Origin of the sequence: Pseudomonas sp. RIT-PI-r, assembly GCF_001297015.1 — a bacterium.
Lineage (GTDB): Bacteria > Pseudomonadota > Gammaproteobacteria > Pseudomonadales > Pseudomonadaceae > Aquipseudomonas.
This window is the reverse complement of record NZ_LIGE01000004.1, coordinates 1-12,957: the sequence shown is the minus strand read 5'-3', so window position 1 is coordinate 12,957 and position 12,957 is coordinate 1. Positions and strand designations below refer to the sequence as shown.

The following is a 12,957-nucleotide window of genomic DNA, read 5'->3' as shown; positions in this document are numbered from 1 at the left end:
CGGAACTCACTGCGTCCATTAAATCAGCCCACGCTGAACGAGTGCCTGGTGCGCTGAAAGCGGGTCTTCAGCCAGGTACAAATCAGCGATCTCGGAAGTTTTTACGGACAACTCGGCGTGGTGGATGCATACCGTTGGTCCGACCAGTAATTTCGGGCAACTCACTCCGTTCAATAGTTTCGGCAACTGCGCAAGGTTCATGGCTTTGCTGGAATACAGCAGTACGCCACGCGCTTGCAGGTGTTCTGCTGTCAGCGCCAGTTCTCCCACCGGTAGCGGCCAGTCAAACACGTGCACCGGGCAATCGGAGCTGCTGATCAGCCACGCGCATAGCCACAGATGAGGTTCCAGTGGCAGGTCGGAATGATTGATCAACAGCAAGGGCGCAGCATGCAACTGACGGTTGTTATGGTAGATGCGTGCGCCAAATTTGCTGCGCAGCCACGAATAAAAAAACACGCGTTCCATCTGTGCACCGAATTGGCCCTGCCAGCGCTGCTCCAGTTCCGTCAGCAACGGCATGAGCAATTGCTCGCACAGCGTGCGTGGCGGGTAGAGCGCCATGGCTTGATTGACGCTGTCGTCGAGGCTGCGTTCACTGAGTTGCGTAACGGCCGCCAGCAGTGTCTGGCGCAAGCGCTGCCAGTCGTTTTCCACTGATTCGCTGAACGCCTGTGGCGTGTCGAGCAGTGGTTTGACCTGGCTGACTGCCACGCCACGGTTGAGCCAGGTAAGGATCGTCAGAATTCGCTGCACATGTTCGGCCGAATACAGCCGGTGACCTTTGGGGGTGCGTTGTGGCACGACCAGCCCATAACGGCGTTCCCACGCACGCAGGGTGATCGCATTGACGCCGGTTTGCCGGGCGACTTCGCGAATCGGCAGCCAGCCCTCGTCGAGGGCTTTCTTAAAATCAGCGCCAAGGTCTTCCTGAGCGCTGGTATCGAGTTTGTCGTTCATTAGATGGCGTTTCGCAGACTGAGGTTTTCCGGGTGCGGTTGCAGGTAAACCTGTTGCGCGATGTACGGGTCCGGATGGAGGCGAAAGTGATGCTTGAGCAGCGTCAACGGCACCACCAAGGGCACGATGCCGAGGCGGTATTGGCTGATGACGTGAACCATTTCCTGTTTGTCTTCGGCGCTGATCACTTGTTTCAGATAACCGCTGATGTGCAGCAGCACGTTGCAGTGCGTGCCACGGGTGGCGCATTTTTTCAGCGCCGCCATCAGTTCGCTGAAATAGCGCGGGCCCAGTTCGACGGGATCGGTGTCGGCCATGTTGCCGAGCAGTTTGCCCAGCGCCTTGTATTGCAGCGGGTTGTGCGCCATCAGCAAGTATTTGTAGCGCGAATGGAATTCGGTGAGCGTGCGGCGGCTCAAGCCTCGAGCGATGACTTGTTGCCATTCGCTGTAGGCGAACACGCGGGTGATGAAGTTCTCGCGCAGCACTGGATCGTTGAGGCGCCCGGCTTCTTCCACGGGCAGATCCGGGTGTCGGGCGCAAAACGCCTGGGCGTAGATCCCGCGCCCGCCGCCGTTCACCGGGGCGCCGTTGGCGTGGTAGACCTTGACCCGTTCCAGGCCGCAGGACGGCGATTGCTGCATGAAGATGTAGCCGCAGATGTCATCGAGTTCAGCGGCCATTTTCTCGCCATATTCGGCCAATGGCCGGGTGACGTTGATCGCCGGGTTTACCGTGCCGATGGCTTCAGGATGTTCTGGATCACCGACGAGGCGGATCGGTTCGCGAGGAATGCCCAAGCCGATTGCGACCTCCGGACACACCGGAACAAATTCGAAATGCTCGGTGAGGGTGCGGCTGCACAGGCGTGATTCCTTGTGTCCACCGTTGTAGCGCACCTCCGCGCCCAGCAAGCAGGCGCTGATGGCGATTTTAGGTTTGGCTACGCAAGGATCAGACATGAACACCTCGAATCCATACCTGTACAGAGGTAAATCTCTGTACAACTTTGCTCAGCATAGATTCATGGGTGTACAAGTCAAATTATTTGTATAACTTTTTCCGGTTGATGCGATTCCTGTAGGAGTGAGCCTGCTCGCGATAGCGGTATGTCATTCAATAAAAATGTTGAATGGTCCCCCGCTATCGCGAGCAGGCTCACTCCTACAGGGGGCTTTATTGCCAGCCCAATAGCCAGTGATCGTTGTTCTTGAGGACTTGCCAATCGAAGCGTTCAACGCGTTTGGTCAACACCGCCTGCAACTCGACTTCCAGCACCGTGCCTTCCTCATCACGGAACAACTCGGTCACCAGAAAGTGTTTTTCACGGTTCTGCGGATGGGCTGCTGTCCATTTCGACAGCAGCAATTTTTGCGGATTGATGCGCTTCACTGCAGGTGCTCATGCAAGCGACGTGCAGCCTCCTGACCGCTCAGCCAGGCCCCTTCGACGCGGCCAGAAAGGCACCAGTCGCCGCAGGCATACAGGCCCAGATCGGCATCGGCCAAGGTGCCCCATTCGTGACCTGTCGCAGGGCGAGCATAGAGCCAGCGGTGGGCGAGGCTGAAGGTCGGCGCGGGCATGGCGCTGTGCAGCAACTCGGCAAAGGCGCCGTGCAGTTGCTCGATCACTGCTTCCTTGGACAAATCGATGTGTTGCCGACTCCATGCACTGGTGGCATGCAGTACCCAGGTGTCGAGGGTGTTGTCGCGCCCCGGTTTGCTGCGGTTGCGCGCCAGCCAGTCGAGCGGACTGTCCTGCACGAAGCAGCCTTCAATTGGCGTATCCAGTGGCGTGTCGAAGGCGAGGGCGACGGCCCAGGTCGGATCCATCTTCACCCCCGCAGCGGCGCCGGCGAGTTTCGGTGCAGCGGCCAATAGCGCGGTCGCTTGCGGTGCCGGCGTGGCAATCACCACGTGGCTGAACGGGCCGTGGGTGAAGCCTTCGGCGTCTTGCAAATGCCAGTGTTCTTCACCGCGAAAAACCTCGGTAATCCGGCAGGCGAAATGCACTTCCAGACCGTCGAGCAAACCACGGGTGATGGCGCTCATGCGCGGCGCACCAACCCAGCGGGTCTGTTCGTCCGGCGACAGGTTCAATTGGCCACCCTGGCAGGTATAGAGCTGCGGCGTCCACTCGGCGACCCAGCCCTGGCTTTGCCAGCGCTGCACTTCGGTGACGAAGCGGCGGTCACGTGCGGTGAAATATTGCGCACCCATGTCCAGTGAGCCAGCGTCGCTACGCTTGCTCGACATGCGCCCGCCGCTGCCGCGACTTTTGTCGAATAATTGAACGGTATGCCCGGTCTCTGTCAGAGCCTGGGCGGCGGAGAGTCCGGCGATGCCGGTGCCGATGATTGCGATAGGTACAGTCATAGGGGCCTCGTTTACCTTTCTGTACAGACTACGCCGTGGATGAAACCTGTACAATTTTGTTTTTTGGTATAACTTCTAGCGTTCTCGTTCTGACAGCTTGGCCTATGGTTAAACAATAGAGCCTGCCCGATAGAAAAGATCCCTGTTTATAAAAATAGACTAGTGATCAGGGTAAAACGCCACGCGAGGAAGATGTCATGCACATATTGCTGACCGGCGGTACTGGTTTGATCGGACGTCAGCTCTGCCGACACTGGTCGCAGCAGGGCCATCGCCTGACGGTGTGGAGCCGTAAACCGGAGAAGGTCGCGAAGATCTGCGGCGCGCAGGTGCGTGGCATCGCGCGTCTGGAAGATCTCGGCGAGGAGCCTGTGGACGCGATCATCAATCTGGCCGGTGCGCCGATTGCCGATCGGCCGTGGACCCATCGCCGCAAGGCGTTGTTGTGGAGCAGCCGCATCAAGCTGACGGAAACATTGTTGGCGTGGCTCGAAACCCGCGCGCAGAAACCGGCATTGCTGATTTCCGGTTCGGCGATCGGCTGGTATGGCGACGGTGGTGAGCGCGAGTTGACGGAAGATTCACCGCCGGTGATCGACGATTTCGCCAGCCAGTTGTGCATTGCCTGGGAGGAAACCGCACAGCGTGCCGAGGCCCAAGGCATTCGTGTGGTGCTGGTGCGAACCGGTCTGGTGCTGTCGGCCGAGGGCGGCTTTTTGTCACGGCTGTTGCTGCCGTTCAAACTCGGGCTCGGCGGGCCTTTGGGCAATGGGCGGCAGTGGATGCCGTGGATTCATATCGACGATCAAATCGCCCTGATTGATTTTCTTCTGCACCGCGATCAGGCCAGTGGTCCTTATAATGCCTGCGCGCCGCAACCTGTGCGCAATCGCGAATTTGCCAAGACGCTGGGCAGCGTTCTGCACCGCCCGGCGTTCATGCCGATGCCGACCCTGGCGCTGAAGGTCGGCCTCGGCGAGATGTCTTTGTTGTTGCTCGGTGGCCAGAAGGCCTTGCCAGCACGCTTGCTGGAAGCGGGTTTCACTTTCCAGTTCACGGATTTACGCGCGGCTCTGGACGATCTTTCCAGCCGCCTCTGAAATAGGACGTTGCATGACCGATCACGCCTTGCTTCTGGTCAACCTGGGTTCCCCGGCCTCCACTTCGGTGGCCGATGTACGCAGCTACCTCAATCAATTCCTGATGGACCCGTACGTGATCGACCTGCCATGGCCGGTGCGGCGTCTGCTGGTGTCGCTGATCCTGATCAAGCGTCCGGAACAATCGGCCCATGCCTACGCCTCGATTTGGTGGGAGGCGGGTTCGCCGCTGGTGGTGCTCAGCCGTCGCCTGCAACAGCAGATGAAGGCGCAATGGAAGCAGGGGCCGGTAGAGCTGGCGATGCGATACGGTGAGCCGTCGATTGAAACCGGCCTGCTGAAACTGGTCGCGGCGGGGCACAAGCGCATCACGCTGGCGCCGCTGTATCCACAGTTCGCCGACAGCACCACGACCACAGTGATCGAGGAAGCCAAGCGGGTGATCCGCGAGAAAAAGCTCGATGTCAAATTGTCAGTGCTGCAACCGTTCTACGATCAGCCGGAATATCTGGATGCGCTGGTCGAAAGCGCCAGGCCGCATTTGCAGCAGGATTACGATCACTTGCTGCTGAGCTTCCATGGATTGCCGGAACGGCATCTGACCAAACTCGATCCGACCGGCAATCATTGCTTCAAGAATGACGACTGCTGCAAGAACGCCTCTCCTGCGGTCATGGCGACCTGTTATCGCGCGCAATGCCTGCGTACAGCGGCGTTGTTTGCTCAGCGCATGGGCCTGCCTGATGGCAAATGGTCGGTGTCGTTTCAGTCGCGTCTGGGGCGGGCGAAGTGGATCGAGCCGTACACCGAAGCGCGCCTGGATGAACTGGCGAAAAGCGGCGTGAAGAAAATTCTGGTGATGTGCCCGGCGTTTGTCGCCGATTGCATCGAGACGCTGGAAGAGATTGGTGATCGCGGCAAGGAACAGTTCCGCGAAGCGGGGGGCGAGGAGTTGGTGCTGGTGCCTTGTCTGAACGACGACACGCATTGGGCGAAGGCGTTGGCAACTCTTTGCGAACGAGCGCCGCTGGCGCTCTGAAAGCGAATCGCGAGCAGGCTCACTCCTACAGGTATTGCGTTGACCTTGTAGGAGTGAGCCTGCTCGCGATGGCTATCTGTCAGGCGATGAAGATCTAAAGGTTCAGATCAGTGGCTCATCCGCCTTCTTGTTTTTCCAGCCGTCATTGCCCGGCAGAATCAGGTTCAGCGCAATCGCCACCCCCGCGCACAGCGCGATGCCTTTGAGGCCGAAGTCGTCCGGACCGGTGCCAGTGCCGACCAGCACACCGCCAATCCCGAATACCAACGTCACCGAAACAATCACCAGATTGCGCGCTTCGCCCAGATCGATCTTGTGACGGATCAGGGTGTTCATGCCCACCGCCGCGATCGAACCGAACAACAGACACAGAATCCCGCCCATCACCGGTACCGGAATGCTCTGCAGCAGCGCGCCGAATTTGCCGATGAACGCCAGGCTGATGGCGAAAATCGCCGCCCACGTCATGATTTTCGGGTTGTAGTTCTTGGTCAGCATCACGGCGCCAGTCACTTCGGCGTAGGTGGTGTTCGGCGGGCCACCGAACAGACCGGCTGCGGTGGTGGCAATGCCGTCACCGAGCAGGGTGCGATGCAGGCCCGGCTTCTTCAGATAGTCGCGACCGGTCACGCTACCCACAGCAATCACGCCGCCGATGTGTTCAATGGCTGGGGCCAAGGCCACCGGAACGATGAACAGAATCGCCTGCCAGTTGAACTCCGGCGCGGTGAAATGCGGAATCGCAAACCATGGCGCTGCGGCAATCTTCGCTGTGTCGACCACGCCGAAATAGAACGCCATGGCAAAACCGACCAGCACACCGGAAATGATCGGCACCAGACGGAAGATGCCTTTGCCGAACACCGCCACGATCAACGTGGTCAGCAGTGCCGGCATCGAGATCATCATTGCGGTCTGGTAGTGGATCAGTTCCGAACCGTCGCCAGCCTTGCCCATCGCCATGTTCGCGGCAATCGGCGCCATGGCCAGACCGATGGAAATGATCACCGGACCAATCACCACCGGCGGCAGCAAACGGTCAATGAAACCGGTGCCTTTGATCTTCACGGCAAGGCCGAGGAAGGTGTAGACGAAACCGGCCGCCATCACGCCGCCCATGGTCGCGGCGAGGCCGAACTGGCCCTTGGCGAGAATGATCGGGGTGATGAAAGCGAAGCTCGACGCCAGAAACACCGGCACCTGACGCCCGGTGACGATCTGGAACAGGATCGTTCCCAGACCTGCGGTAAACAGTGCCACGTTCGGGTCCAGGCCCGTGATCAGCGGCATCAGCACCAAGGCGCCGAAAGCCACGAACAGCATCTGGGCGCCGGACAGCACCGTGCGCCAGAGCGGATCGTTGAACTCTTGCTGCATGGTTACGCGTCCTTCTGCTTGGTGCCGAAGATCTTGTCACCGGCGTCGCCAAGTCCAGGGATGATGTAACCGTGCTCGTTCAAGCGCTCATCGATGGACGCGGTGTAGATGGTCACGTCCGGGTGAGCTTTTTCGACTGCTGCGATACCTTCCGGCGCGGCAACCAGCACCATGGCGCGGATGTCTTTGCAGCCGGCTTTCTTCAACAGATCAATGGTCGCAACCATCGAACTGCCGGTGGCGAGCATCGGGTCGATGATCATCGCCAACCGTTCGTCGATTTCCGGAACCAGTTTTTCCAGATAAGTGTGCGCTTGCAGGGTTTCTTCGTTGCGGGCGACGCCCACAGCGGAGACTTTTGCACCCGGGATCAGGCTCAACACGCCTTCAAGCATGCCGATGCCGGCGCGCAGGATCGGCACGACGGTGATCTTCTTGCCGGCGATCTTCTCGACCGACACGGTGCCGCACCAGCCTGCAATATCGTAGGACTCCAACGGCAAATCTTTTGTAGCTTCATAGGTCAACAGGGCGCCGACTTCCTGAGCGAGCTCACGGAAGTTCTTGGTGCTGATATCGGCGCGGCGCATCAGGCCGAGTTTATGACGGATCAGCGGATGGCGGATCTCGAGGATGGGCATGGAAAAACTCCGGCGGCGGGCAAAAAAACCGGCCTAGATTAATCTATCCGAGGGTGATGTCCTATAGGACATTCTGTACGTTAGTCCATAAAGGCTTGATTCGGCCTCAATGGATGCGTACCTTTGCCCGCTTTTCCGAAAACATCCCCCCCTGGAGAGCGCCATGTCCGCTGATCTCGAGCATATCCGTCAAATCATGCGAGAGGCTGACTGCCTGTACACCGAAGCTGAAGTCGAGGCGGCCATCGCCCGTGTCGGTGCACAAATCAACGAACAACTGGCTGACAGCAACCCGGTGGTGTTCTGCGTGATGAACGGCGGCCTGATCTTCTCCGGCAAGCTGCTGACCCATCTGCACTTCCCGCTGGAAGCGTCCTACCTGCACGCGACCCGTTATCGCAACGAAACCAGCGGCGGCGACCTGTTCTGGAAAGCCAAGCCGGAAGTTTCGTTCATCGACCGCGACGTGCTGATCATCGACGACATCCTCGACGAAGGTCACACCCTCGGCGCGATCATCGACTTCTGCAAACACGCCGGCGCGCGCAAAGTGCACACCGCCGTGCTGATCGACAAGGATCACGACCGCAAAGCACGTCCTGACCTGAAAGCCGATTTCGTCGGCCTGCCGTGCATCGACCGCTACATCTTCGGTTACGGCATGGACTACAAAGGCTACTGGCGTAACGCCAACGGGATCTTTGCCGTTAAAGGCATGTAATCCTTGGCATCCCCCAATCCCTGTGGGAGCGGGCTTGCCCGCGATGGCGGAATGTCTGACACATTGATGTTGGATGTGCTGACGCTATCGCGGGCAAGCCACGCTCCCACAGAGATTTTTGTATGCTGATTCTATTTCGTACACCCATGCTAGAGTGCTCGGCCCCGCCCTCCGGAGCCTGTCATGCGCCTCTTGATCCGCAGCTTTGCCGCCCTGTTGCTGGCCGTCAGCCTGCCGCTGTCCGCCGCGCCGATGCACAGCCAGTTCCTGCCGCCGGACGATCTGACCCTGCGCGATGCCGAGCCTGAGCAGCAGCAACTCATGCAGGTCACCGACTATTCCGTAGTGGTGGGCGCGCAACGCCAGTCCAATCAGCAGCCGATTCCGGTCACCTCGCCATTGATGATTCGCCTCAAGGGCAAGTCCCTGAACAAAGGCGCGAGCATTACTCAGGTGCTGGTCAATTTCGACGGCGAGAGTAAAAGCCTGAAAAAGCCGATCTACGACGACAAGAGCAAAACCCTGACGTTGTTTTATCCACAGGCCCAATACCGCGTGATCATCGATCTGCTGCGCAATGACACCGTGTATGTGCAGTTCCTCAGTTACGCCAACGGCCACATCTGGGCCGATTTGCACACCGGGGCGGTGCGTTCGCGTTGAGCCTGGCGGTCGGGCAGGGGTAAACTGCCCGCCCCGTGTAATGTCTGCGAGCTGGAGTCGGCAATGCGTAAAGATAAGAAACAAGTGATTGGTGACGAGATCGGCGATGAGCAGATCAAGCTGTTCCTCGATTTTGAACCGGTCGACGCCACTTCGCCGTCGCTGCACAAACTGATCAAGGCTTACCGTGGTTTGCGCATCGATGACTTCGAGCGCTTTCTGGGTTTCTTCGTTGCAGCTGGCTACGACGTCGATGGCAAGGACGAGCAGGGCAAGACCTTCGTTGAGCTGATCGCCGATCAGCGCAACGCCCCGGAATACATCGAGCTGATCGAAAAGTCCCGCGCTTAAGATCAAAAGATCGCAGCCTTCGGCAGCTCCTACACGGTCATGTAGGAGCTGCCGAAGGCTGCGATCTTTTGCTTTTGACAGGCATAAAAAAACGCCCCGATCGGGGCGTTTTTTATGCGGCAAGATCAAGCGTAGCTTGGGGTCTCGCTGCTTTCTTCAACCAGCTCCAGCGCGATGTTGTTCTGCGTGTTGATCTTGCGATACAACGCAGCATCGGTTTCCAGCACTTTTTCACGGGCCGGGAAGATCTCCGCCAGTTTGCCAGCCCACTCACCCTTGGCCTTGGCCGGAAAGCACTTCTCGATCAGTTCCAGCATGATCGAAACGGTCACCGACGCACCCGGCGAAGCGCCAAGCAGTGCGGCAAGGGAACCGTCCTTGGCCGACACCAGTTCCGTACCGAACTGCAGGATGCCGCCCTTTTTCGGGTCTTTCTTGATGATCTGTACCCGTTGGCCGGCCACTTCCAGGCGCCAGTCTTCGGCTTTCGCTTCCGGGTAGAAACGGCGCAGGGAATCCAGACGCTGTTCCATCGACTGCATCACTTCGCTGACCAGGTACTTGGTCAGGTCCATGTTGTTTTTCGCTACCGCCAGCATCGGCCCGATGTTGCCGGCGCGAACCGACAGCGGCAGGTCCATGAAGGAGCCGTGCTTGAGGAACTTGGTGGTGAAACCGGCGTATGGTCCGAACAGCAGGGACTTCTTGCCATCGACCACACGGGTGTCGAGGTGCGGCACCGACATCGGTGGCGAACCTACAGCGGCCTGGCTGTAAACCTTGGCCTGGTGCTGCTTGACCACTTCCGGATTATCGCAACGCAGCCACTGGCCGCTGATCGGGAAGCCGCCGAAGCCTTTGCTTTCTTCGATGCCCGAGGCCTGCAGCAACGGCAGGGCCGCGCCACCGGCGCCGAGGAAGACGAACTTCGCGTCGACTTCACGGGTGTTGCCGTTGTTGACGTCCTTGATGCTGACGGTCCAGCCGCTGCCGTTACGCTTGAGGCCGGTCACGCGCTTGCAGTATTTGACTTGAGTGTCCGGGGCGCTGGTCAGGTGCTTGAGCAACTGATTGGTCAGGGCGCCGAAGTTGACGTCGGTACCGTTCATCACGCGGGTCGCGGCAAGGACTTCGTCCGGTGAGCGGCCCGGCATCATCAACGGCATCCACTCGGCCATCTTGGCCTTGTCTTCGGTGTACTCCATGTCAGCGAAGGCGTGGTGCTTGCTCAACACGTCGAAGCGCGATTTGAGGAAAGACACGCCGCTGTCGCCCTGGACGAAGCTCAGGTGCGGCACCGGGCTGATAAAGGATTTGCACGAGCCGAAGGTGCCTTTCTTGGTCAGGTACGACCAGAACTGCTTCGACACCTCGAACTGGGTGTTGATGTGCACGGCTTTCTTGATGTCGACAGTGCCATCGGCGGCTTGCGGCGTGTAGTTCAGCTCGCACAGGCCGGCGTGGCCGGTACCGGCGTTGTTCCAAGGGTTGGAACTCTCCGCAGCACCGGAATCCATCAGCTCGACGACTTCCAGCTTGATCGCGGGGTCGAGCTCTTTGAGCAGCACGGCCAGGGTGGCACTCATGATGCCCGCCCCAACCAGAACTACGTCGACTGCTTCGTTATGCGCCATTTAACGCGTCTCCAAAATCTGCAGCACCAAATTGTCGGCATGGCTGCCAGGCGTTCCGGGACAGATCAGTTATGCCCCAGCTATCCGTGGTCAGGTCGTCATGTCCGAATCTTCGCAATTTTTCGCAACTTCGACGGATGTATGCGGCTTGGCTTTCAAGAGCTCCATGAACTCATTTCAGCACGCAGCTGGCAATTCGACTTATGGTCGAGACATCCGTTTTTGTGCAACCAAATCCGTAGCGGACAGGCTTCAGGCTCCGATATTCGAGGTATACCCGGTCCTGTGTCGTTGGGCTGTTTCAGACGCTAATGGTGCATGTTCAGACGCAAAACTTTTCATTTGCTCGCCACACTCTTGTGAAGTTGTGAAAACCCGTTTTTTTCACGCTCTTTTGAAGACGTGAACCTCAAAAAAGGGCTGTCCAGGCCTGGCACCTTGCCCGCAAAGGCAAAACAACGCGGTGGCCGAGCGTCATGACAGCTCTGCAGATTCGCGAAAAGCGGGTTTTTGCCGGAAGAACAGGCAAGCGCGCCAACTTCACTCGATCTGTGTGGGCGGCTCTCTGTGGGCGATTTTGGGTGTCGATGCATGCGCATTGACGCTGTTGCGGGGCCCGATCAGGAGACGTCCTTATAATCGGGGGGAGATTGTATCGAAGAAATGCGCGGTGTTGCTCGTGTTTAATGACTTTTATTAGGCATCCGGTCAGATGCTCAACATCGCTTGCACCCGTGCGCGAGGCTGCGACGCTATGACGCGGGCGCTGGCGGGCAATGGCTGGTGTAACCAGTTGAGGCGGATTTCTTCGATTTCCACCCAACCGTCGCCCATCGGTTGCAGGCTGCACTGCTTGAATGCCTGGCAATGGCCGTTGCGGTCGAGCAGGGCAAAGCTGCGATGCAGCGGGCGTGGAGCGAACAACGAGATCAGATAACGCATGGCTGAGTACCTTGCTGGAGGACTTGTGTGAAGGTTGGCAACACGCCGTGACGCGAACGTGTATGGCCGGTGAACAATCTGTGACAGGAACCGCCTTCAACGGGGTTTGTCAGACATTTCAGTATTCGCTGCCGGGCGCTGGTTACCCGCAGTGGCCCACCGCTATACTGCCGGCCTGTTTGTGCCTGATTCTGGAGAGAAGAGCATGTTGCAACGCCTGTTGTTCGGTTTGATCACTGTGGCCGGTTTGACCCTGGCCGGCTGCGCCCACAGCCCGCAACAACTGAGCCCGGAGCCGAAGCTGACCACCCAGCTGCCAGCGGTCGGCCGTGGCCAGCCAGTCGTCGTGCGTGTGGTCGACGGTCGCCCGTCGCCAACCCTCGGTACCCGTGGCGGCCTGTACCCGGAAACCAGCGCCATCACCGTGCAGCGCGAGCAGATCCTGCCGAAGCTGCAGGCTCAGGCTGAAGCCGCCGTGCGTCTGCTCGGTTTCACCCCGACCAACAACGCGCCGAACGCGCCACAGCTGACCGTGACCCTGGCCGAGCTGAAGTATCAGTCGCCGAAAGAAGGCATGTACGTAACCGAGGCGACCATCGGCGCGACGTTCCGCTCCGACGTGCAGAACGCCAACCGCCGTTACAGCGGCCGTTACGGCGCGTCGCTGGACCAGCGTTTCGGCATGGCGCCGAACCAGGAAACCAACACCAAACTGGTCAGCGATGTGTTGAGTGATGCGCTGACGCGTCTGTTCAAGGATCCGACTGTGGGTCAGGTTTTGGCTGAGTAAGTTTTCGACGGATGTGAAAAAGCCCGGGGCCAGTGATGGTTTCGGGCTTTTTTGTGGGTGTCAGGTTCGGGACTTGTGGCGTATGGGAAATCGATCCCCCTCACCCCAGCCCTCTCCCCAAGGGGGCGAGGGGGAAGGGAGCCGATCGGGGGCTTTTCAGAACCGGAGTTCGGCTGGATGTTTCAGGTCGATGTACCTCGACCAAGCAACTCGGTCGGTTCCCTCTCCCTCCGGGAGTGTATGTACCGGACACATGGTGGACGGGTGTTCGGAGACATGGTGGACACATTTTAATAGACACATTGCTCATCACCAAGGAGATGACCTGTGTCCTGGGAAGAGGTGTCCACCGTGCAGCTTCGTT

At 58.9% G+C, this 12,957-nt stretch carries 14 protein-coding genes; 6 read left to right on the top strand and 8 right to left on the bottom strand.

Features of this window, described 5'->3' with window-relative positions; all coding sequences use genetic code 11:
* Positions 1 to 18 precede the first annotated feature (18 nt).
* The 4 genes from AK821_RS00420 to AK821_RS00405 form a co-directional block, all read right to left on the bottom strand.
* The gene (locus AK821_RS00420; protein WP_064387632.1) at positions 19 to 960 is read right to left on the bottom strand and encodes a MerR family transcriptional regulator; all 942 of its coding nucleotides are present in this window, start codon (positions 958 to 960) and stop codon (positions 19 to 21) included.
* The gene (locus AK821_RS00415) at positions 960 to 1,922 is read right to left on the bottom strand and encodes a YbgA family protein (RefSeq protein WP_064387631.1); all 963 of its coding nucleotides are present in this window, start codon (positions 1,920 to 1,922) and stop codon (positions 960 to 962) included. Before AK821_RS00415 ends, AK821_RS00420 begins: the two co-directional genes overlap by 1 nt.
* A 214-nt stretch (positions 1,923 to 2,136) precedes the next feature.
* A complete protein-coding gene (locus AK821_RS00410; protein WP_064387630.1) occupies positions 2,137 to 2,352 on the bottom strand; it encodes a TIGR02450 family Trp-rich protein in 216 nt (71 codons plus the stop codon).
* Complete coding sequence (locus tag AK821_RS00405; protein WP_064387629.1) at positions 2,349 to 3,335, bottom strand: NAD(P)/FAD-dependent oxidoreductase; 987 nt, start codon at positions 3,333 to 3,335, stop codon at positions 2,349 to 2,351. Before AK821_RS00405 ends, AK821_RS00410 begins: the two co-directional genes overlap by 4 nt.
* Before the next feature lie 197 nt (positions 3,336 to 3,532).
* Between AK821_RS00405 and AK821_RS00400 the strand changes: the two genes are divergently transcribed.
* Together AK821_RS00400 and hemH are read left to right on the top strand one after the other, a co-directional pair.
* The gene (locus AK821_RS00400; protein WP_064387628.1) at positions 3,533 to 4,435 is read left to right on the top strand and encodes a TIGR01777 family oxidoreductase; all 903 of its coding nucleotides are present in this window, start codon (positions 3,533 to 3,535) and stop codon (positions 4,433 to 4,435) included.
* Positions 4,436 to 4,448: 13 nt separating this feature from the next.
* On the top strand, positions 4,449 to 5,474 hold the full coding sequence (gene hemH, locus AK821_RS00395; protein ID WP_064387627.1) for a ferrochelatase: 1,026 nt from the start codon (positions 4,449 to 4,451) through the stop codon (positions 5,472 to 5,474).
* 102 nt (positions 5,475 to 5,576) lie between these two features.
* Here the strand turns inward: hemH and AK821_RS00390 are convergent, their stop codons facing one another.
* Both AK821_RS00390 and upp read right to left on the bottom strand, forming a co-directional pair.
* A complete protein-coding gene (locus AK821_RS00390; RefSeq protein ID WP_064387626.1) occupies positions 5,577 to 6,851 on the bottom strand; it encodes a uracil-xanthine permease family protein in 1,275 nt (424 codons plus the stop codon).
* Between the two features lie 2 nt (positions 6,852 to 6,853).
* Positions 6,854 to 7,492, bottom strand: coding sequence for a uracil phosphoribosyltransferase (upp, locus tag AK821_RS00385; RefSeq protein ID WP_007912842.1), 639 nt, complete (start codon positions 7,490 to 7,492; stop codon positions 6,854 to 6,856).
* 163 nt (positions 7,493 to 7,655) lie between these two features.
* Between upp and AK821_RS00380 the strand changes: the two genes are divergently transcribed.
* The 3 genes from AK821_RS00380 to AK821_RS00370 all read left to right on the top strand — a co-directional run bounded on the left by AK821_RS00380 (position 7,656) and on the right by AK821_RS00370 (position 9,227).
* The gene (locus AK821_RS00380; protein WP_064387625.1) at positions 7,656 to 8,213 is read left to right on the top strand and encodes a hypoxanthine-guanine phosphoribosyltransferase; all 558 of its coding nucleotides are present in this window, start codon (positions 7,656 to 7,658) and stop codon (positions 8,211 to 8,213) included.
* A 183-nt stretch (positions 8,214 to 8,396) separates the two neighbouring features.
* Positions 8,397 to 8,876, top strand: a complete 480-nt coding sequence (locus tag AK821_RS00375; protein ID WP_064387624.1) for a hypothetical protein — start codon at positions 8,397 to 8,399, stop codon at positions 8,874 to 8,876.
* Between the two features lie 63 nt (positions 8,877 to 8,939).
* Positions 8,940 to 9,227 (top strand): PA4642 family protein, encoded by a 288-nt coding sequence (locus AK821_RS00370; RefSeq protein ID WP_064387623.1) that lies wholly within the window; start codon positions 8,940 to 8,942, stop codon positions 9,225 to 9,227.
* 125 nt (positions 9,228 to 9,352) lie between these two features.
* Here AK821_RS00370 and mqo read toward each other — a convergent pair whose 3' ends face one another.
* Both mqo and AK821_RS00360 read right to left on the bottom strand, forming a co-directional pair.
* Positions 9,353 to 10,861, bottom strand: a complete 1,509-nt coding sequence (gene mqo, locus AK821_RS00365) for a malate dehydrogenase (quinone) (RefSeq protein WP_064387622.1) — start codon at positions 10,859 to 10,861, stop codon at positions 9,353 to 9,355.
* Between the two features lie 708 nt (positions 10,862 to 11,569).
* Positions 11,570 to 11,803, bottom strand: coding sequence for a hypothetical protein (locus AK821_RS00360; RefSeq protein WP_007912834.1), 234 nt, complete (start codon positions 11,801 to 11,803; stop codon positions 11,570 to 11,572).
* A 205-nt stretch (positions 11,804 to 12,008) separates the two neighbouring features.
* Here AK821_RS00360 and AK821_RS00355 point away from each other — a divergent pair, with 205 nt between their 5' ends.
* Complete coding sequence (locus tag AK821_RS00355; protein WP_007912832.1) at positions 12,009 to 12,593, top strand: YajG family lipoprotein; 585 nt, start codon at positions 12,009 to 12,011, stop codon at positions 12,591 to 12,593.
* Positions 12,594 to 12,957: the final 364 nt, after the last annotated feature.